At 73.4% G+C, this 18,838-nt stretch carries 19 protein-coding genes; 4 read left to right on the top strand and 15 right to left on the bottom strand.

Features of this window, described 5'->3' with window-relative positions; translation table 11 throughout:
* Positions 1 to 548: 548 nt before the first annotated feature.
* The 6 genes from rdgB to ABZ249_RS23650 all read right to left on the bottom strand — a co-directional run bounded on the left by rdgB (position 549) and on the right by ABZ249_RS23650 (position 4,842).
* Positions 549 to 1,154, bottom strand: coding sequence for an RdgB/HAM1 family non-canonical purine NTP pyrophosphatase (rdgB, locus tag ABZ249_RS23675; RefSeq protein WP_220565317.1), 606 nt, complete (start codon positions 1,152 to 1,154; stop codon positions 549 to 551).
* Positions 1,155 to 1,204: 50 nt separating this feature from the next.
* A complete protein-coding gene (gene rph, locus ABZ249_RS23670; RefSeq protein WP_220562937.1) occupies positions 1,205 to 1,924 on the bottom strand; it encodes a ribonuclease PH in 720 nt (239 codons plus the stop codon).
* A 79-nt stretch (positions 1,925 to 2,003) separates the two neighbouring features.
* Positions 2,004 to 2,756 (bottom strand): MBL fold metallo-hydrolase, encoded by a 753-nt coding sequence (locus tag ABZ249_RS23665; protein WP_220562938.1) that lies wholly within the window; start codon positions 2,754 to 2,756, stop codon positions 2,004 to 2,006.
* Positions 2,757 to 3,103: 347 nt separating this feature from the next.
* Complete coding sequence (locus ABZ249_RS23660; RefSeq protein WP_355266634.1) at positions 3,104 to 4,051, bottom strand: cysteine synthase; 948 nt, start codon at positions 4,049 to 4,051, stop codon at positions 3,104 to 3,106.
* An 8-nt stretch (positions 4,052 to 4,059) separates the two neighbouring features.
* Complete coding sequence (locus ABZ249_RS23655; RefSeq protein WP_355266631.1) at positions 4,060 to 4,338, bottom strand: MoaD/ThiS family protein; 279 nt, start codon at positions 4,336 to 4,338, stop codon at positions 4,060 to 4,062.
* A gap of 96 nt (positions 4,339 to 4,434) precedes the next feature.
* Positions 4,435 to 4,842 (bottom strand): M67 family metallopeptidase, encoded by a 408-nt coding sequence (locus ABZ249_RS23650; RefSeq protein WP_220562941.1) that lies wholly within the window; start codon positions 4,840 to 4,842, stop codon positions 4,435 to 4,437.
* 142 nt (positions 4,843 to 4,984) lie between these two features.
* Here ABZ249_RS23650 and ABZ249_RS23645 point away from each other — a divergent pair, with 142 nt between their 5' ends.
* A complete protein-coding gene (locus ABZ249_RS23645; RefSeq protein WP_355266628.1) occupies positions 4,985 to 6,286 on the top strand; it encodes a nicotinate phosphoribosyltransferase in 1,302 nt (433 codons plus the stop codon).
* 47 nt (positions 6,287 to 6,333) lie between these two features.
* A complete protein-coding gene (locus tag ABZ249_RS23640; RefSeq protein ID WP_355266625.1) occupies positions 6,334 to 6,906 on the top strand; it encodes a nicotinamidase in 573 nt (190 codons plus the stop codon).
* Between the two features lie 48 nt (positions 6,907 to 6,954).
* Here the strand turns inward: ABZ249_RS23640 and ABZ249_RS23635 are convergent, their stop codons facing one another.
* The 9 genes from ABZ249_RS23635 to ABZ249_RS23595 form a co-directional block, all read right to left on the bottom strand.
* The gene (locus ABZ249_RS23635) at positions 6,955 to 7,818 is read right to left on the bottom strand and encodes an alpha/beta hydrolase (RefSeq protein ID WP_355266622.1); all 864 of its coding nucleotides are present in this window, start codon (positions 7,816 to 7,818) and stop codon (positions 6,955 to 6,957) included.
* 102 nt (positions 7,819 to 7,920) lie between these two features.
* The gene (locus ABZ249_RS23630; RefSeq protein WP_355266619.1) at positions 7,921 to 8,937 is read right to left on the bottom strand and encodes a tryptophan--tRNA ligase; all 1,017 of its coding nucleotides are present in this window, start codon (positions 8,935 to 8,937) and stop codon (positions 7,921 to 7,923) included.
* Positions 8,938 to 8,991: 54 nt separating this feature from the next.
* Complete coding sequence (locus ABZ249_RS23625; protein WP_355266656.1) at positions 8,992 to 9,924, bottom strand: zinc metalloprotease; 933 nt, start codon at positions 9,922 to 9,924, stop codon at positions 8,992 to 8,994.
* Positions 9,925 to 10,069: 145 nt separating this feature from the next.
* Entirely contained in the window at positions 10,070 to 11,794 is a 1,725-nt protein-coding gene (locus tag ABZ249_RS23620; RefSeq protein ID WP_355266616.1) for a DEAD/DEAH box helicase, read from the bottom strand.
* A gap of 308 nt (positions 11,795 to 12,102) precedes the next feature.
* On the bottom strand, positions 12,103 to 12,357 hold the full coding sequence (locus tag ABZ249_RS23615; RefSeq protein WP_355266613.1) for a hypothetical protein: 255 nt from the start codon (positions 12,355 to 12,357) through the stop codon (positions 12,103 to 12,105).
* Positions 12,358 to 12,367: 10 nt separating this feature from the next.
* On the bottom strand, positions 12,368 to 13,051 hold the full coding sequence (locus ABZ249_RS23610) for a class E sortase (protein ID WP_355266610.1): 684 nt from the start codon (positions 13,049 to 13,051) through the stop codon (positions 12,368 to 12,370).
* Positions 13,052 to 13,216: 165 nt separating this feature from the next.
* Positions 13,217 to 14,089: a heme ABC transporter ATP-binding protein gene (locus ABZ249_RS23605; RefSeq protein ID WP_355266653.1), complete on the bottom strand. Its 873-nt coding sequence runs from the start codon at positions 14,087 to 14,089 to the stop codon at positions 13,217 to 13,219.
* Complete coding sequence (locus ABZ249_RS23600; RefSeq protein WP_355266650.1) at positions 14,089 to 15,117, bottom strand: iron ABC transporter permease; 1,029 nt, start codon at positions 15,115 to 15,117, stop codon at positions 14,089 to 14,091. Before ABZ249_RS23600 ends, ABZ249_RS23605 begins: the two co-directional genes overlap by 1 nt.
* Positions 15,118 to 15,194: 77 nt before the next feature.
* Positions 15,195 to 16,292 carry an ABC transporter substrate-binding protein gene (locus ABZ249_RS23595; RefSeq protein WP_355266607.1) on the bottom strand — a complete coding sequence of 366 codons (1,098 nt, stop codon included), beginning with the start codon at positions 16,290 to 16,292 and terminating at the stop codon, positions 15,195 to 15,197.
* A gap of 240 nt (positions 16,293 to 16,532) precedes the next feature.
* On the opposite strand from ABZ249_RS23595, the gene ABZ249_RS23590 reads away from it, so the two are divergent.
* Positions 16,533 to 17,954, top strand: coding sequence for an LPXTG cell wall anchor domain-containing protein (locus tag ABZ249_RS23590; RefSeq protein WP_355266604.1), 1,422 nt, complete (start codon positions 16,533 to 16,535; stop codon positions 17,952 to 17,954).
* Positions 17,955 to 18,080: 126 nt separating this feature from the next.
* Positions 18,081 to 18,749 (top strand): HtaA domain-containing protein, encoded by a 669-nt coding sequence (locus tag ABZ249_RS23585; protein ID WP_355266601.1) that lies wholly within the window; start codon positions 18,081 to 18,083, stop codon positions 18,747 to 18,749.
* Positions 18,750 to 18,838: the final 89 nt, after the last annotated feature.

Raw genomic sequence — 18,838 nt, 5'->3', positions numbered from 1 at the left:
ACGGCTCCTGGTTGCTCTTCCGTGGAAGGCGTCTGCGTTTCCGCTTTGTTGTGTCTTCACTTTATCAGTGTTCCCGTTCCCCGCCAAATCGGCGTGGTCCGGAATGGACCGACCAGGAGTGAAGAATTCCTGTTTCCCTTCGCCGCCCTTTTCAGGGCCGCCTCCGAAGCCTACCGCCTGCGGGCGCATGCCCGTGACGCTCTGGTCGGAGTGAAGAGGAGGTGCCGCTTCGACGCGGTCCGGGGCCGAACACGCCCTCTGGGCGCTCGCCGTCCCGCAGCGACTCGTTCGAGTGTAGGTAACAGCTGATGCGACGTCAAATCGCCTGGTCGGCGAGGCGGGAACCCTTGCCCTCAGGCGATCTCCGCGGGTTGTGGACCCCCCACACCGGGGATCGTGTGCGGCCGCGGCCGTTTCGTCGGACGAAGGTGGTCCTGCCCCTGCGGCCCCGGCCTCAAACCGGTCTCGGGGAACTTTTCCCGTCATCCCAGGTCGAAAGCTTGAGGGGCGGCCCGTCCGGGCCGCCCCTCAACGCGCGCGGGACCGCGTCAGACCATCGCCGCGATCTCCGCCGCCAGCTTGCGGAAGGCGATCCCCCGGTGGCTGATGGCGTTCTTCTCCTGGGGGGACAGCTCGGCCGTGGTGCGGCTCTCGCCCTCCGGGACGAAGACCGGGTCGTAGCCGAACCCGTTCTCCCCCCGGGGCTCGCGGATCACCCGGCCGCGCATCTCGCCCTCCGTCACGACCTCGGTGCCGTCGGGCAGGACCAGGGCCGCGGCGCACACGAACGCGCCGGCGCGGCGTTCCGGCGGGGTGTCCGCCAGCTGGTCCAGGACCAGCTCCAGGTTGGCCCGGTCCTGGTCGTCCGCGCCGAAGCGGCCGGCCCAGCGGGCCGACAGCACGCCCGGCATGCCCCGCAGCTCCTCGACGCTGAGCCCCGAGTCGTCGGCCACCGCGGGCAGCCCCGTGTGGGCGGCGATCGCGCGCGCCTTGAGCAGGGCGTTGCCGACGAACGACGGCTCGGTCTCGGGGACCTCCGGTGCGTCCGGGAACGCGTCGAGGGACAGCACCTCGGCGCTCACACCGGCGTCCGCGAGGATGGCGCGCAGCTCGGGCACCTTCTTGGCGTTGCGGGTGGCCAGCACGATCTTCACGATTCCCCCTTCTCCGGCGACGCCGCCGATCCGGGTGCCGTTGAGTACGGTCACTCCGCCAGGGCCTTCTTCTGGAGGCCGGTCAGTTCCTCGCAGCCGCCGACGGCCAGGTCGAGCAGCTTGTCGAGCAGTTCGCGGTCGAACGCCGCGCCCTCGGCGGTGCCCTGCACCTCGATGAACTTCCCGTCGCCGGTGAGGACGACGTTCATGTCGATGTCGGCGACGGAGTCCTCGAGGTAGTTGAGGTCCAGCCGGGGCTGGCCCTGGACGACGCCGACGCTGACCGCGGCCAGGGAGCCGGTGAGCGGGTTGTTCTTGAGGTTGCGGCGCTTGCGCAGCCACTTCACGGCGTCGGCGAGGGCCACGTACGCGCCGGTGATGGCGGCGGTGCGGGTGCCGCCGTCGGCCTGGAGGACGTCGCAGTCCAGGGTGATGGTGTGCTCCCCCATCGCCTTGAAGTCGACGACCGCGCGCAGGGAGCGGCCGATGAGGCGGGAGATCTCGTGGGTGCGGCCGCCGATCTTGCCGCGTACGGACTCGCGGGCGCCGCGGGTGTCGGTGGCGCGGGGCAGCATCGCGTACTCGGCGGTGACCCACCCCTCGCCGGTGCCGCGGCGCCAGCGCGGGACACCGTCCTCGACGGTGGCGGCGCACAGCACTCGGGTGTCCCCGAACTCGATGAGCGCGGAGCCTTCCGCCTGGCGCAGCCAGTTGCGGGTGATCGTCACGGGGCGGAGTTGGGTCGGAACTCGTCCGTCAGGTCGGGCCATGGTCAAGAGCGTATACGTGCGCGCTCGCCCCGGGGGCGGGTGTCGCGAAGGCGTGCGCGGAGTGGGACCCACGCCACGCTCACCCGCCGATGGTGTGCGTCCGTCCGCTGCGGGCCAGGTCGATGGGCCCGTCGTAGGTGGAGCGGGCCTCCGCCAGGGTGACGTCGTCGTCGTTCCACGGCACCAGGTGGGTGAGCAGCAGGCTGCGGGTCCGGGCGCGGCTGGCGTGCTCGCCGGCCTCGCTGCCGGTGAGGTGCATGTCCTTGGGGTGCTCGACGTGGTCCTGGAAGGCGGCCTCGCACAGGAACAGGTCCGTGTCGGAGGCCAGGTCGACGAGGGAGTCGCAGGCGCCGGTGTCCCCGGAGTAGGCCATGCTGGCGCCGTTGTGCTCCAGGCGGATGCCGAAGGCCTCCACCGGGTGGTTGACGCGGTCCACCCGGACGGTGAAGGGGCCGATGCCGAGGGTCCCGGGGGTGAGCTCGTGGAAGTCGAAGACCTCGGTCATGCCGGGGTCGGGGTCCAGGCCGTAGGCCTCGGCGACGCGCTCGGAGACCCCGCTGGGGCCGTAGACGGGGATCCGGGGTTTGGCGCCGTCGGGGTGGAACATCCGGGCGACCCAGTACGAGCACAGGTCGAAGCAGTGGTCGGCGTGCAGGTGGCTGAGGTAGACGGCGTCGACGGAGTAGATGTCGACGTGCCGCTGGAGCGCGCCGAGTGCGCCGTTGCCCATGTCGAGGAGCAGGCGGAAGCCGTCGGCCTCGACCAGGTAACAGGAGGCGGGGCTGTCCGGCCCCGGGAAGCTCCCGGAGGACCCGATAATCGTGAGTCGCACGTCGTCGTCGCCTTCTCGAAGGGCCGCGCGGCTCCGTGGCACCCCCGACCGTGTGCGCGGAGTACGGATGGCGGCTGGTTCAGCGGTTGTCCCGTTGTTACGGGTCTACCCCAATGGCCGCCCGGGTGGTACAAAATGTGTCCTGCATCTCACGCGACCTCGATCACGTGTGAATTTTTCACACCATATGACACGTTCCGGGTGGTTCGTTCCCGCCGTATTACGGTCCGCTTCCGGCCCGCCGACGTGCGCGGGAGTGCCGCGTCCGCATCCGGACACCGGCCGTGGGAACACGGCGGGGGCGGCACCCCGGGTCCGGGATGCCGCCCCCTGGGGGTGCGTGCGGGTCAGGCCCAGAGCTGGCCGTCGAGGCGCTCCTCCGCCTCTTCCAGCGTCCCCTCGTAGGCCCCCGTCGACAGGTACTTCCACCCGGCGTCGGCGATGACGAACGCGATGTCGGCGCGCTCCCCCGCCCGCTCCGCCTTGCGGGCCATGCCCAGCGCGGCGTGCAGCGCCCCGCCGGTGGAGATCCCGGCGAAGATGCCCTCCTTGTCCAGGAGTTCCCGGGTCCGCCTGAGGGCGGCGTCGGCGGGCACGGAGAACCGCGTGGTGAGCACCGACTCGTCGTACAGCTCCGGGACGAACCCCTCGTCGAGGTTGCGCAGGCCGTACACGAGCTCGCCGTAGCGCGGCTCGGCGGCGACGATCCGCACGTCCGGCCGGTGCTCGCGCAGGTAGCGGCCCACGCCCATGAGCGTTCCGGTGGTGCCCAGGCCCGCCACGAAGTGGGTGATCTCCGGCAGGTCCGCGAGGAGCTCGGGGCCGGTCGTCTCGTAGTGGGCGCGGGCGTTGGCCGAGTTGCCGTACTGGTAGAGCATCACCCAGTCGGGGTGTGCGGCGGCCATCTCCTTGGCGACGCGGACCGCCTCGTTGGAACCGCCGGCCGCGTCGGAGAAGTGGACCTCGGCGCCCCACATGGCGAGGAGCTGTCTGCGCTCCTGGGAGGTGTTCTCCGGCATGACGCAGACCATGCGGTAGCCGCGGAGTTTGGCGACCATCGCCAGGGAGATGCCGGTGTTCCCCGACGTCGGCTCCAAGATGGTGCAGCCGGGGGAGAGCAGCCCGTCCTTCTCCGCCTGTTCGATCATGAAGAACGCGGCGCGGTCCTTGATGGACCCGGTCGGGTTGCGGTCCTCCAGCTTCGCCCACAGCCGGACGTCCGGGGAGGGCGAGAGCCGGGGCAGGCCGACGAGCGGCGTGCCGCCGAGGGAGTCGAGCAGGGATTCGTAGCGCATGGGCGCGCCTAGCGGCTTCCGCCGGCCACGGCGGGCAGGATCGTGACGTTGTCGCCGTCGGAGAGCTTCGCCTCCAGGCCGCCGACGAAGCGCACGTCCTCGTCGTTGAGGTACACGTTGATGAAGCGGCGCAGCTTGCCGTCGTCCACCAGGCGCGCGCCGATGCCCGGGTAGCGGCTGTCCAGGTCGTCGAACAGCTCGCCCAGGGTGTCGCCGCTGCCCTCGACGGCCTTGGCGTCGCCGGTCAGGTTGCGCAGGATGGTGGGGATGCGGACCTCGATGGCCATAGGTGTGTCTTCCCGTGAACGTGGTTGGTGTGCGTACAGTCCCAACGAGGCGCCTCCCGCGGCCATTCCGCGGGCCCCGTCGGGCGGGGCGGGGTGCTACCCGGTGATCTCCACCGGCTCCTCGGTGACCTCGCCGTCCAGGATCCGGTAGGAGCGCAGTTCCGCGGTCTCGGGGTCCCTGGTGGACACGAGCACGTAGTGCGCGTTGGGCTCGGACGCGTAGGAGATGTCGGTGCGCGAGGGGTAGGCCTCGGTGGCCGTGTGGGAGTGGTAGATCACGACGGGTTCCTCGTCGCGGTCGTCCATCTCCCGCCAGACCTTCAGCTGCTCGAGGGAGTCGAACCGGTAGAAGGTCGGGGACCGCTCGGCGTTGACCATCTCGATGAACCGTTCGGGACGGTCGGTCCCCGCGGGGCCGGCCACGATGCCGCAGGCCTCGTCCGGGTGGTCGCGACGGGCGTGGGCGACGATCTGGTCGTAGATCGAGCGATCAATCCTCAGCATGCCTCCCAGGGTATCGGAACAAATTTCCCTACCAACCGAATGGGTATTGTTAGCGTCGGCCGAGGTCACCCCGTGCGCGATCCGGGCGGATCAGGGCAGGTCGGCGTGAGGTCGCACAACTCCACGGATTAGGCTCATGCCCATGAACGACCATGGCAGCAGCGCGCTGCTGACCGACCACTACGAGCTGACGATGATCCAGGCGGCCCTGCACAGCGGGGCGGCGGCCCGGCCGTCGGTGTTCGAGATGTTCGCCCGGCGCCTGCCCGAGGGGCGCCGCTACGGCGTCGTGGCGGGGACCGGGCGGTTCCTGGAGCAGCTGGAGGGCTTCCGGTTCCGCACCGAGGAACTGGACTTCCTGTCCGACAACGGTGTGGTGGACGACACGACCCTGCGCTGGCTCTCGGAGTACCGGTTCTCCGGGAACGTGTGGGGCTACGGCGAGGGCGAGGCCTACTTCCCGGGGTCGCCGATCCTGGTCGTGGAGGGCACCTTCGCCGAGGGTGTGATCCTGGAGACCCTCGCCCTGTCGGTGTTCAACCACGACAGCGCCATCGCGTCGGCGGCCAGCCGGATGGTCGTGGCGGCCGGCGAACGGCCGCTGATCGAGATGGGGTCGCGCCGCACCCACGAGGCGGCGGCCGTCGCCTCCGCGCGCGCCGCGTACGTGGCCGGGTTCGCGACCTCCTCCAACCTGGAGGCGGGGCGCTCGTACGGGGTGCCCACCGGCGGCACCGCCGCGCACGCGTTCACGCTGCTGCACGACAGCGAGCGGCACGCCTTCTCCGCGCAGCTGGACTCCCTGGGTGCGCAGACGACCCTGCTGGTGGACACCTACGACGTGGAGCGGGCCGTGCGCACGGCCGTCGAGCTGGCCGGGCCGGAACTGGGCGCGGTGCGCATCGACTCCGGCGACCTCGGCAAGACCGCGGGGCGGGTGCGCGAGCAGCTGGACTCGCTCGGCGCCACCGGGACCCGGATCGTGGTGACCGGCGACCTGGACGAGCACTCCATCCAGGCGCTGGCCGTGGCGCCCGTGGACGGCTACGGGGTGGGTACCTCCCTGGTGACCGGATCGGGCGCGCCGACGGTGTCGCTGGTGTACAAGCTGGTGGCACGGGCGCACGGGACGTCCGCGGACCTGCCGCTGGAGCCGGTGGCCAAGCGCTCGGTGGGCAAGCCGAGCCGGGGCGGCCGCAAGTGGTCGGTGCGCCGGCTCGACGACACGGGCACCGCGATCGCCGAGGAGGTGTTCCCCTACGAGCCGCCGGAGGCGGTGGGGACCCGCCCGCTGCTGCGGCCGCTGGTGTCGGACGGCGAGGTGGTCGGCGGCGAGAGCGTGCACGACGCGCGCGAGCGCCACCGCGCCGCGGTGGCCGAGCTGCCCGAGCAGGCGCTGCGGATGTCGCGGGGCGAGGCCGCCCTGCCGACGGTGTTCCACTGACCGGCCGTGTTCCGGTGGACCGGGTTGCGAGAGGAAGGGGTGCCGGCATGACCAGAGCGCTCATTGTGGTGGACGTGCAGAACGACTTCTGCGAGGGCGGCAGTCTGGCGGTGGCCGGGGGCGCCGCCACCGCGGAGGCCGTGACCGGGCACGCGCGCTCGGGCGGGTACGACCACGTGGTCGCCACCCGCGACTACCACATCGATCCGGGGGCGCACTTCTCGGACGAGCCCGACTTCGTGGACAGCTGGCCGCGGCACTGCGAGGCGGGCACGCCGGGGGTGGAGTTCCACCCGGGCTTCGACGCCTCGCTGGCCGAGGAGGTCTTCAGCAAGGGCCGGTACACGGCGGCCTACAGCGGGTTCGAGGGGACCGCCGAGGACGGCTCGACGACGCTGGCGGAGTGGCTGCGCGAGCGCGGGGTGGACGAGGTGGACGTGGTGGGCATCGCCACCGACCACTGTGTCCGGGCCACCGCGCTGGACGCCGTGCGGGAGGGGCTGCGCACGCGGGTGCTGCTCGGCCTGACCGCGGGTGTGGCGCGGCCGACCGTGGACGCCGCGCTGGCGCAGCTGGACGAGGCGGGCGTGGTCCTGGAGGGCGAGCCGCGCGTCGGCTGACCCTGACGGGTGAGGGGGCGGGGCCGTGCGGTCCCGCCCTCCGCCGTGTCAGGGGTGGGAGAGCAGGGTGCGCAGGACGTCGCCCGCGCGCGTCCACAGCAGGGAGCCGCCCTCCCCCGGCAGCAGGTGGCGGCGGGCGCCGGGGATGCGGCGGGTGAGCAGCGCCGCCCGGTCCGGGGAGTGGAAGGCGTCCAGTTCGCCGTACCAGACGTCGGTGGGGACGGCGGCCTGCTCCGGTGCCGGGTCCCAGCGGCCGGAGGCCAGGACGGTGTCGCGGGCGTACCCGGCGCCGTCGCCGGCGAAGCCCTCGGCCAGGGCGCGGCGGTAGGCGGCCGCGAAGGCGGGGGCGCGGTACACGGCCGCGTCGCGTTCGGGGGCGTGGGCGGTGACCAGGTCCCACATGCCGTCGGGGCCCAGTTGCGCGAGGTCGCGCCCGGCGCGGTCCGGGTCGGCGGCCACGGCGTCGCGCAGGGACCGTGCGCCGGGGTCGAGGAGGTCGGCCAGGCCGGGGTGGGCGATCTCGTCGGCGGGCGAGACCAGCGCCAGGGCGCGCGCCGTGCCGGCCGCGGCGCAGGCGAGGGCGAAGGGAGCCCCCTGGGAGTTGCCCACGACGGCGGGGCGGCCCAGGCCCAGGTGGTCCGCGAGGGCGCGGGCGTCGGCGGCGAAGTCCGCGGCGGTGCGGCCCGGGGCCGGGTCCGAACCGCCCAGGCCGGGGCGGTCCGCCGAGACCAGGTGCACGCCGAGTCCGGCGAGCAGGTGGGTGCCGAAGCCAAGGGAGCGGCCGGTGGCGGCGCCGGGGCAGAGCAGGACGGGGGTGCCGCCGGGGTCGCCCCACGAGCTCCAGGCCAGGGCGCGGCCGTCGGGCAGGGTGAGCGCGCCGGTGCGCTCGGGGGCGTCGACTCCGAGTTCCATGCCGGGGAGCCTAGGGGGTGCCCGCGCGCTCCGACCAGTGGTTTTCCCGGACACGCGAGGGGGCGGCGGGAGGGTTCCCGCCGCCCCCTGCCGTGTCGCGGCTCAGGCGACGCCGATGGCGGCGCGGACGCGGTCCAGGACGTCGCGGGCGCGCTCGCGGGCTCGGGCCGACCCGGCTTCGAGGATGTCCTCGATCTCCTTCGGGTTCGCCATGAGCTCCTCGTAGCGCTCGCGCTTGGGGCCCAGCTCGGCGTTGACCGCCTCGAAGAGCTCGTTCTTGAGCTCGCCCCAGCCCATGCCGCCCTGCTCCAGGCGCTTGCGCACGTCGGCCGTCCTGTCGGCGTCGGCGAAGTGGGTGAGGAGCTGGAAGGGCACCGAGGTGTCGGGGTCCTTGGGGTCCTCGACGGGGGTGGAGTCGGTGGGGATGCGGCGGATCGCCTTCTTGAGCTTGTTCTCCGGCAGGAAGAGCGGGATGTGGTTGTCGTAGGACTTGCTCATCTTGCGGCCGTCGACGCCGGGGAGGATGCTCGCCTCGCTGTCGTCGATGACGCCCTTGGGCAGGGGGAAGGAGTACCCGTGCTCGCCCTCGCCGTAGCGGTTGTTGAAGTACCCGGCGATGTCGGCGGTGTACTCGATGTGCTGGGACTGGTCGCGGCCCACGGGGACGTGGGTGGCCTGCATGATGAGGATGTCCGCGGCCATGAGGATGGGGTAGTTGAACAGCCCCATGTTGACCCCGGCGTCCAGGTCGGTGATCCCGGCCTCGTTGTTGCGGTCGCGGGCGGCCTTGTAGGCGTGGGCGCGGTTCATCAGGCCCTTGGGGGTGAGGGCGCTGAGGATGGTGGTCAGCTCGAAGGTCTCGGGGACCTTGGACTGCTGGTAGATGACCGTCTTGGCCGGGTCCAGCCCGCACGCCAGCCAGGTGGCAGCCCCGGACCGGATGCTGTGGCGGAGCTCGTCCGCGTCCTTGACGGTGTTGAGCGCGTGGTAGTCCGCGACGAAGTAGTAGGTCTCGTAGACGTCCGCGGCCGCCAGGGCCGGCTGGATCGCGCCGACGTAGTTGCCCAGGTGGAAGTCACCGGTGGGCTTGATCCCGGTCAGGTAGGTGTTCGCTGCCATGCCCCAAGCCTATCGGCGCGCCCGCGCCCCCTACCCGCCCGGGCGCGCCGGAGGTCAGGGGCGGTGGGGGGAGCGGAAGGCGGCCCAGTGTTCGGCCATGCGGCGGGCCTGGCCCTCGGTGAAGTGGGTCATGCAGTCGTCGTCGCTGTAGTCCATGAAGTTGGTGACCGGGTCGCGGCCGCCGCGGTGCGGGCAGGAGTCGCGGCCCTGCGGGCAGCCGGCCGCGGCCTCGCGCTCGTAGGGGGTGTCGCCGACGTAGTCGCCCGGGGTGGTGCAGCCGTTCTGGAAGGTGTGGAACAGGCCCAGCCAGTGGCCGACCTCGTGGGTGCCGGTGTGGCCCAGGCCGAAGCGCTCGCGGCCGCCGCCGGGCAGGGTGTCGTGGGCCAGGACGACGCCGTCCTGGTCGGGGGCGGCGGCGTGGTCCTGCGGGAAGCTGGAGTAGCCGAGCAGCCCGGTGCCCAGGTCGGCGGTGTAGATGTTGAGCGTGTCGGCGCCGCCGCGGTGCAGCTCGGAGCGGATGCGGTCGCGGTGGCCGTTGAAGTCGGAGAACCAGGCGTCGTTCTCGCTGCGGGTGACCTCGGAGAGGGTGAACCGGAAGCCGGTGTCGGCCCCGGCGGCGTCGTAGCCGCCGGAGTAGGCGGTGTTGAGGACGTCGATCTGGTCGCGGATGCGGGCGTCGCTCACGTGGCCCCGGCCGTCGGTGGCGGAGATGACGTGGACCACGACGGGAACGGTGCCCGGCGGGGCGATCTCGTGGGACCGCAGTGAGCGCAGCGCCTCGCGCAGCCGGTCGTTGTAGCGGGCGGCCTGCTCGGGGGTGAGCTCCCCGCTGTCGGTGACGGTGTCCGATCCGGGTTCGGCGAGGCGGGCGGCGGTGCCCGGCGGGCAGTCGGGCCCGCGGACCGCCGCCGCCCGTTCGGTTCCGGCCCCGGCGGGGTCGGGCAGCGCGGTGCCCGCGACCATTCCGCTCAGGGCGAGTCCGCACATCGCCAGTCCGGTCCAGAGTGCGGCGGTCGCGCCGCGTGCGTTTCGTCCAATCACTTCACGGACTGTAGTGAAATGAACACGTATAGCACACGAGCCCGGGCGCGAGCTTGCGAAGTGTTTGCCCGGATAGCCCGGAATACCCCTGTTACTTGCCGCCGACCGCCCAGACGCGGAGCTTCGCGATGCGCTCGCGGATCTGGTCCGGGGTGGCCTGGGCGACCGGCGGCCCGCCGCAGGCGCGGCGCAGCTCGTTGTGGATCACCCCGTGCGGCTTGCCGGTGCGGTGGTGCCAGGCGCCGACCAGCCCGCTCAGCTCGCGGCGCAGGTTCGCCAGGACCTCGTGGGTGGGGCCCTCGTCCCGGACCGGCTCGTCCTTCTTGCGGGCCTTGATCTCCCCGGCCTTGATGTCGTCCTTGCGCTTGCGCAGCAGCTGTGCCACCTGCTGGGGCTCCAGCAGGCCGGGCAGGCCCAGGAAGTCCTCCTCCTCGGTGGAGCCGGGCACGCCGCCGTACTCGTTGCCGTCGTAGAGGGCGCGGTCGAACTCGGCCGACGCCTCCATCGTCTCGAACGGCAGCTCCTCCCCCGCGTCGGGGGTGTCGCGCTTCCTGTTGGCCTCCTTGAGGAGGTCCTCCTCCGGGTACTCGTCGTCCTCGGCGGGGGTGCGGTCCAGGACGTGGTCGCGCTCGCGCTCCATGTCCCCGGCGAACTCCAGCAGGGTGGGCACCGAGGGCAGGAACACCGAGGCGACCTCGCCGCGCTTGCGCACGCGCACGAACCGGCCGATGGCCTGGGCGAAGAACAGGGCGGTGCTGGTGGAGGTGGCGTACACCCCGACCATCAGGCGGGGCACGTCCACGCCCTCGGACACCATGCGCACCGCGACCATCCACCGGTCGTCGCCCTTGGCGAACCGGGTGATCTTCTTGGAGGCGGTGGGGTCGTCGGAGAGCACCACGGTGGCGCTCTTGCCGGTGATCTGGCGGATGATGCGCGAGTAGGCGCGGGCGTTCTCGTGGTCGCTGGCGATGACCAGGCCGCCGGCGTCGGCGTGGGTCTTGCGGACCTCGGTGAGCCGCCGGTCCGCGGCCTGGAGCACGCGCTTGATCCAGTCGCCCTTGGGGTCCAGCGCGGCCCGCCACGCCTGGGAGAGCGCGTCCTGGGTGAGCGGCTCGCCCAGGCGGGCGGCCAGCTCGTCCCCGGCGCGGGTGCGCCAGCGCATCTCGCCGGAGTACGCCATGAAGATGACGGGGCGCACGACGCCGTCGGCCAGCGCCGGGCCGTACCCGTAGCTGTAGTCCCAGGAGCAGCGGCGCACCCCGGCGGAGTCCTGGACGTAGTCCACGAACGGGATGGGGTTGATGTCGGACCGGAAGGGCGTCCCGGTCAGGGAGAGCCGCCGGGCCGCCGGGTCGAACGCCTCGCGGGCGGCGTCGCCCCAGGACAGGGCGTCGCCCGCGTGGTGGACCTCGTCGAAGATCACCAGGGTCTTGCGGGCCTCGGTGCGGTTGCGGTGCAGCGCCGGGTGGGCGGCCACCTGGGCGTAGGTGACGGCGGCGCCGAGGTACTGCCGCCCCAGGGCCCCCTGTCCGTTGCGGAAGTCGGGGTCGATGGGGATGTTGAACCGCGCGGCGGCCTCGGCCCACTGCTTCTTGAGGTGCTCGGTGGGGCAGACGATGGTGATGGCGCGGACGATGTTCCGCTGGAGGAGCTCGCTCGCCAGGGTGAGGGCGAACGTGGTCTTGCCCGCGCCGGGCGTGGCGACCGCCAGGAAGTCCCGCGGCTGTCGGCGGAAGTACTCCTCGAACGCCTCCCGCTGCCAGGCCCGGAGCCCGCTGAGGCGGTCCTCGGTCGTGGTCTGCGTCACCGTCATGCGTTTCGTCCCCCGATACTCACCTGCTCGAGATTAGCGGCCCGGTCCGACCGCACAGGGTCGGCTTCCCGTGGTGCCGCGCACATCCGCGGGCCCGGATCGGCCGCCGCGAAGGCCCGCGAACGCCCGCGCACGGGCACATACGGACGCGAACACGCACGAGCCCCGCGGGTCCGGAGGTTCTCCGGACGGACCCGCGGGGCGCGCGTGTCGCGGCGGGGCGCGCCCGGGGCTCCGCACAGGAGCCGTCCGGGCCGCCCGGCACGGGCGCCGGGCCGGGCGGGGCGTCCGCCGGGCCCGGCCCCGTGTCACTCGGCGGGCGACTCCTCCGCGGGGGCGCCGGAGTCCGCCGGCACCACACCCGACTCGTCGGCCCCCGCTCCCCCACCGGCCCCGCCCGCGCCCTCGATGTCGACGGCGCCGTCGTTGAACGGCATGTAGGGGGAGATCGCCGGGAACGCGAAGAACCACAGCAGGGCGGCGGCCCCGGCCAGCAGGCCGAGCGCCATGATGAACTTGGAGATCCAGGGTCCGGGCAGGATGCGCCAGATCAGGCCGTACATGCGGGTCTCCTCACTCGCTCTCGGCGGCGTCGGGGGCCATGTGCGCGATCGAGTCGGGCATGCCCTCCGACTTGGGCGTGGTCTCGACGAGTTCGCCCCACACGATGAGCCGGTGCGTGTTGTTCAGCTTGGGGGCGCAGGTGGTGAGCGTGATGATCGACCGCCCCGGCTCGGCCTCGCCCGCGCCCTCGACGTCGTCGAACGGGTCGGGTTCGATCACCCACACGTCGGTGGGCACGACCGTCTCCTCGCGGAACACCTCGTAGGTGTAGAAGTTCTCGCCGTCCTCCAGCACCAGGACGTCGCCGTTCTCCAGCAGGTCGATGTCCCAGAACAGGCCGGGGGTGCGGTGCGCGGCGATCGCGTAGTTGCCCGGCTGCCCGGGGCTGCTGGGGTACTCGGTGTAGTGCCCGGGGCTGTAGCGGATGTCGTCCTGCGTGGTGCCGTTGACGACGACCCAGTCCAGGTCCAGGGACGGGATGTACAGCCGGCTGTCGGCGCTGCCGGGCAGGGGCTCGGAGTCGGGACCGCGCTCCTCGGCCTCCGCCCACGCCTCCTCCAGCCCCTGGGCCAGCCCCTCCTGTTCGCGGTCGGTCTCCCACCGGGAGCCGTACACCTCATACGCCGCGTAGAACAGCATGAGGAGGCCCGCGGTCAGCAGGATCTCGCCGACGAAGCGGACGATGCCGCGCACCACGTCACCGGGGGTGGCCCGGCGGCGGGGCGGGGGTTTGCGGCGGCGGCCGCCGGAGGAACGGCGTCGGCCCTCCCCGGATCCGGGGTCATCCTGTGGCTGTCGTTCCGTTGTGGACACCAATACGACCTACTCCTGTGGACGTCTCGCGTGTGCTCCGTGGACCTACCGGAGGGGCACGACCAGCGGGATCCCGGTCCTCGGGTGCGGCAGGACCTCGACCTCGTGCCGGTAGACGGTGCTGAGCAGGGACGCGGTGAACACCTCGGCGGGGGGACCCTGCGCGGCGATCCGTCCCTGGGAGAGTATCGCCACACGATGGGCGTAGGCCGCCGCAAGCCCCAAATCGTGCAGGACCACGATAACCGCACCGCCGCGTTCGGCGAGTGAACGCGCGATGCCCAGCACGAGTTCCTGGTGGTGGATGTCCAGGGCGGCGGTGGGCTCGTCGAGCATGAGCAGCGGGGTGTCCTGGGCCAGGACCCGGGCGAGCATCACGCGGGCCCGTTCGCCGCCGGACAGGGTCGGGAAGCCGCGGTCGGCCAGGTGGGAGACGCCGGTGCCCTCCATCGCGGCGGCGACGATCCCGTCGTCCTCGGCCGGGTCGGCCAGCCCCGCCCAGGGGGCGCGGCCCATGGCGACCAGCTCGGCGACGGAGAACGGGAAGCCGACCGAGGCCTCCTGGGGCAGGACGGCGCGGCGCAGGGCGAGCTCGGGCGGGGTCCAGGCGCCGAGCCCGCGGCCGAAGAGGTCGATGCGGCCGCCGTCGGCGCCGCCCCGTTCCGCGGCCGCGGCGAGGTCGCCGGACACGGCGGCCAGCAGTGTGGACTTGCCCGCTCCGTTGGGCCCGACCAGTGCCACCAGCTCCCCGGCGCGGACGGTGAGGTCCACCCCGTCCAGGAGGGCGCGTCCGCCGCGGCGGACGGTGACGCCCTCGGCGCGCAGCACGGGGTCGCCGACGGCGACGGGGCCGGGGCGCGCGGGCGGGCGGGACAGGGGGGCGAGGGCGGCCCGGGTCCGCCGTCGGAGGGTGGGGATCACGACCAGCCTCCCTGCTTGGCGCGGGTGCGGTAGAGGAGGTAGAAGAAGAACGGTCCGCCGAGCGCCGAGGTGACCACGCCCAGGGGGATCTCGGCGGGGGCGGCGGCGGTGCGGGCCAGCAGGTCGGCGGCGAGCAGCAGCAGCCCGCCGCCCAGGGCGCTGGCCGGCAGCAGCACGCGGTGCCCGGGCCCGGTGACCATCCGGACGATGTGCGGGACGACCAGGCCGATGAAGGCCACGATCCCGGCGAAGGCCACGGCGGCCGAGGTGAGCAGTGCCAGGGCGATGATGAGGACCAGGCGCATGCGCTCCACGTCCACGCCCAGGTGGCGGGCCGGCCCCTCGCCCAGGGAGAGCAGGTCCAGGCGGCGCGCGTAGAGGGGGATGGCGACCATCCCGGCGACCAGGCAGGGCACGATCGCCGCGACCTTGGACCAGGTGGCGGTGGCCACGCTGCCCAGCTGCCAGAAGGTGATGGTCTGGATCTCGGCGTCCTGGGAGAAGTTGGTCATCAGGCCGATGGCGGCACCGGCGATGGCGTTGACGGCGATGCCGGTGAGCAGCAGGGTGACGACCTCGGTGCGCCCGCGCGAGCGCGCGAACACGTACACGAACAGGGTCGTGGCCAGGCCGAACACGAAGGACGACGCGATGATCGTCCAGTGGCCCAGGACGGTGGCCCCGGTGAAGATGACGGCGATGGCGCCGACGGCGGCCCCCGAGGAGACTCCGATGACACCGGGTTCGGCCAGGGGGTTGCCGAAGATGCCCTGCATCATGGCCCCGGCCACGCCCAGGGCCGCGCCCACCGTGACGGCGAGCACCACGCGGGGGAACCGCACGTCCCACAGGACGGTGCGGGCGACCTGGTCGGGCAGGGGGCCGGCGACCGGGAGGCCGAGGGCGTCCAGGACCGAGGCGGTGACCTGTCCGGCGGGGATCGGGTAGGCGCCGATCCCCGCCGCGACGACCGAGACGACGACCAGGCCGGCGGCCAGGCCGACGAGCAGCAGGCCGGCGCGCAGGCGGCGCCGGGCCCGGCCGGCCGCGACCGGGGCGGCCCGGCCCGTCCGCTCCGCGGACGGCGGGGTTCCGACGGCGGTCACGGGCCCTCCCCCGCCGCGACCGCGGTCAGCTCCTCGGCCAGGGCGGCGATGACCTGCGGGGTGCGGGGCCCGAAGTTGAGCAGCACCCCGTCCTCGAAGTCGATGACGGCGCGGTCGCGCCCGGCGGGGGTCTGGGCGACGCCGGGGATCTCGACGAGGCCGTCGACGCCGCCGACCGATTCCAGCCCCTTGGTCATGACCAGGATCACCTCGGGCTGCGCGGCGATGAGCGCTTCGCCGGTGATGGGGGTGAAGGGGGCGGTCAGGCCCATCTCGACCCCGGCGTCGCGGGCCCCGACCTCGGCGAGCATGGCGTCGGCCCCGGAGCCGGGTCCGCCGATGAGGTAGACCCCGGCGGTGCCGCGCAGGTAGAGGAAGGCGACGAGGGGGGAGCCGACGGCCTCCGCGGAGCCCTCGCGGACCTCGGCCATCTGGGCCCGTGTGCGCTCGGCCAGGGCGGTGCCCGCGTCGGGGACGCCCAGGGCCCGGGCGACGCGTTCGAAGCGCGGGTACATCTCGTCGAAGGACCAGGCCTCCTCGATGATCACCACGGGGATGCCCGAGCGCTGGATCTGCTCGATGGCCTCGGGCGGCCCGGTCCGGGTGTCGGCGAGGATCACGGTGGGCTCCAGGGCCAGGACGCTCTCGGCCGAGACCTCGTGCCCGCTGGTGACGACGGGCAGGTCGGCGGCCTCGTCGAAGGTGGCGGCCACGTCGCGGCCCACGACCCGGTCGCCCAGGCCGAGGGTGAAGACGATCTCGGCCAGGCCGCCGGTGAGGGGCAGGATCCGCGAGGTGTCGGTGACCTCGACCTGCTCGTACTCCAGGGGGTCGTCGCTGCTCCGGTAGGGGTCGAGCACGACGGAGTCGACGGTCACCGGCAGCTGCTGGACGAAGTCCTCCTCCAGGGGCTGGAGGCGGTTCTCGGCCAGCTCGGGGATGTCCCCGGTGCCGCCGGAGGCGGTGTCGTCGGGGGCTCCGGCACCGCCCGAGCAGCCGGTGAGGGCGAGTGCGAGGGCGCAGGCGGCGGCGAGCGCCCGGGCCCCGCGTCCGGGGCGTGCGTGTGCGGAGGGCCGGAAGGCGGCTGGGGCCATTGGGGATCGCTTTCGGGTCGGACCGGGGGACGGGGTCGCCGGGGGGACGACGCCGACCTTTATATGACACCTTGTCACCATCTTGACAAGCCCGATGGTTCGATGTTCAACTGTTCCGGTCGCGAACTCCGGGTTAGGTAAGGCTCACTTGACCAAGGTAAGCATAACCTAAGCAGGTTCCGCACATCACGCGGGTCACCCCTACACGAACCGGACCCGCACGAACCCCGAAGGCCCCTGATGCAAGCAGCGGTTTCCCCCCGCCCGGTCACCGGGCGGCGCCGGGGCGGGCCCCTCCCTCCCCTGGCCGCCGCCGCGGCCGCGGTGCTGATCTCCACCGCACTGCCCGCGGCGGCGTACGCAGAGCCGGCTCCCCAGCAGGAGGAGACCGGTCACCCCCGGATCACCACCGTCGACAGGACCGAGGGGCTGGACCCCGAGGGTGACACCGTCACCGTCTCCGGGCTCGGCCACACCCCCGGATCCGTCATCGAGATCGCGACCCTCGCCGTTCCGGCCGGACCCGACGGCGCGGCCGACACCGGAGAGGTCCGTGAGGAGGCCGTCACCGACACCGCGAACGCGGTGACGGTCGAGGTCGGCGGGCGCGGCGCGTTCAGCGCGACCCTCGTCACCGGAGCCGGGTTCGCCGCCGAGGCCGGACTCGACGCGGCCGCGGACGCCTTCGAGATCCGCCTGGTCGAGGTGGAGACCCCCGAGGACCCCGGGCCGGTCACCGGCACCTGGGGCGGCGACGCCCCGGCCGAGGGGGTCGTGGAGGCGCCCGGCCCCGGGATGAGCGCCCCCGTCGTGGCCCCGGCCGCCCCCGCCGCGGCCGTCGTGGGCCGCGTCCCGGTCACGTTCGCGGCGCCCGAGGCCGCCCCGGCCCCGGAGGCGCGCCCGCGGACCTCTCCGCAGACCCAGGCCGGCGCGCCGCAGGCACCCCTGCCGCGGGAGCCGGGGAACCCGAGGATCTCGGTCTCCAAGACCGAGGGCCTGGACCCCGACGGGGAGACCGTCACGGTCACCGGCACCGGCTACGACACCTCCAAGGGCATCTACGTCGCGCTGTGCGACATCTCCGGCGCGAGCTCCACTCAGGCCCCGACGCCGTGCATCGGCGGTGTGGACATGGACGGCTCCGGCGGTGCCTCCGCCTGGGTCTCCAGCAACCCGCCGCCCTACGGCGAGGGCCTGGCGGTCCCCTACGACGGCTCGGGCACCGACGGCGGCTTCAGCGTGCAGATCACGGTGAAGGCGGACGACGGCACCACCGACTGCGACTCCGCGGCCGTGGAGTGCGCCGTGGTCACCCGCAACGACCACACCCGGTCCAGCGACCGCGGCCAGGACGTGTTCGTCCCGGTGGCGTTCGGATCGGGCGGATCGGGCGACGGCTCCGGGAACACCGGGGCCGGGTCCGGCGGCTCCGGCTCCGGGGGCTCGGGTTCCGGCGGCTCCGGCGACGGGGGTTCCGGCTCCGGGGGCTCCGGCGGCGGCAGCGGTCCGCGCCCGAGCGGCGACCTGCCGCGCACCGGCACCGACCTGACCGTCCTGCTCCTGGCCGCCGCCGTGGCGACCGCGACCGGTGCCGTCGCCCTCTTCGCGACCCGCCGGCGCCGCGGCGCCGGGGACGACGCCCCCGACGGGGCCGCGGCCTGACCGACCCCCCGCTCTCCATGGCGGGCCCGTGCCCCGGCACGGGCCCGCGGGCACCACATCCGCCGCCCCGTCCCCGGACCCCCGGGACCGGTCACGTCTCCACTCGACGATGGGAATCGACGAACCATGGCCCTGACGACCACCCGCGGCACGACCACGGGCCGCCGCGCCCTCCGCACCCTCACCTCCGTCTCCGCCGCCTCCGCCCTGGCGGCGGCCCTGATCGCGGTCGCGGCCCCCGCCGCCTCCGCGGCCCCCGTCTCCGGCGGCTCCGCCGTCTGGGGCGTCAAGGAGTCCTTCCGCGACTACGTCTCCGGCCCCATCGCCGGAGGCGGCTACACGGCCTCGGGCGGCGCCACCGAACCGGGCGACGGCCTGATCGACTTCCCCACCTCCGGCGGGGACGTCGACGACGCCTTCTTCATCTCCGGCGAGGTGTCGTTCACGGGCACCGTGGTCTTCACCGGCCACGACTACGGCCAGGGCCCCGTCCTGGAGGTCCGGCTCTCCGACCCGCGCGTGGAGTTCGACGGGAGCACCGGCACGGTGTACGCCGACGTCACCAGCCGCGAGTTCCACGGCGCGAACCCGGCCCTGCCCCCCGGCGCCCCGGTCTCGTACGGCGAGGTCCCCGTCACCGAGCTGACCGGGGTGAACGTCGACGTCACCGGGACCGCGATCGAGTTCACCTCCACCGGCGGCACCCTGCACGCCGGCGCCGTCGACGCGTTCGCGGGCTTCTACCCCGCGGGCGCCGCGATGGACCCGATCTCCTTCACCACCGACGTCTCCTAGGCGCCGCGACCGTGGGACGGGCGGTCCCGTGGCTCCCGCTCCGCGCGGGCCCGCCCGTCCCCTGCCCCCCGCCCCACCGGCCCCGCCGT

Origin of the sequence: Nocardiopsis sp. NPDC006139, assembly GCF_040614155.1 — a bacterium.
Lineage (GTDB): Bacteria > Actinomycetota > Actinomycetes > Streptosporangiales > Streptosporangiaceae > Nocardiopsis > Nocardiopsis changdeensis.
The sequence above is the reverse complement of the archived record's forward strand: the minus strand, read 5'-3'. Positions and strand labels throughout refer to the sequence as shown.

Bases quoted from the DNA above. Each gene is read 5' to 3' on its own strand.
- ABZ249_RS23585 (WP_355266601.1), top strand. From the start codon at position 18,081: ATGGCCCTGACGACCACCCGCGGCACGACCACGGGCCGCCGCGCCCTC.
- ABZ249_RS23640 (WP_355266625.1), top strand. From the start codon at position 6,334: ATGACCAGAGCGCTCATTGTGGTGGACGTGCAGAACGACTTCTGCGAG.
- ABZ249_RS23655 (WP_355266631.1), bottom strand. From the start codon at position 4,338: ATGGCCATCGAGGTCCGCATCCCCACCATCCTGCGCAACCTGACCGGC.
- ABZ249_RS23635 (WP_355266622.1), bottom strand. From the start codon at position 7,818: ATGGAACTCGGAGTCGACGCCCCCGAGCGCACCGGCGCGCTCACCCTG.
- ABZ249_RS23630 (WP_355266619.1), bottom strand. From the start codon at position 8,937: ATGGCAGCGAACACCTACCTGACCGGGATCAAGCCCACCGGTGACTTC.
- ABZ249_RS23660 (WP_355266634.1), bottom strand. From the start codon at position 4,051: ATGCGCTACGAATCCCTGCTCGACTCCCTCGGCGGCACGCCGCTCGTC.
- ABZ249_RS23645 (WP_355266628.1), top strand. From the start codon at position 4,985: ATGAACGACCATGGCAGCAGCGCGCTGCTGACCGACCACTACGAGCTG.
- ABZ249_RS23650 (WP_220562941.1), bottom strand. From the start codon at position 4,842: ATGCTGAGGATTGATCGCTCGATCTACGACCAGATCGTCGCCCACGCC.
- ABZ249_RS23620 (WP_355266616.1), bottom strand. From the start codon at position 11,794: ATGACGGTGACGCAGACCACGACCGAGGACCGCCTCAGCGGGCTCCGG.
- ABZ249_RS23595 (WP_355266607.1), bottom strand. From the start codon at position 16,292: ATGGCCCCAGCCGCCTTCCGGCCCTCCGCACACGCACGCCCCGGACGC.
- ABZ249_RS23615 (WP_355266613.1), bottom strand. From the start codon at position 12,357: ATGTACGGCCTGATCTGGCGCATCCTGCCCGGACCCTGGATCTCCAAG.
- ABZ249_RS23625 (WP_355266656.1), bottom strand. From the start codon at position 9,924: ATGTGCGGACTCGCCCTGAGCGGAATGGTCGCGGGCACCGCGCTGCCC.
- rph (WP_220562937.1), bottom strand. From the start codon at position 1,924: ATGGCCCGACCTGACGGACGAGTTCCGACCCAACTCCGCCCCGTGACG.
- ABZ249_RS23590 (WP_355266604.1), top strand. From the start codon at position 16,533: ATGCAAGCAGCGGTTTCCCCCCGCCCGGTCACCGGGCGGCGCCGGGGC.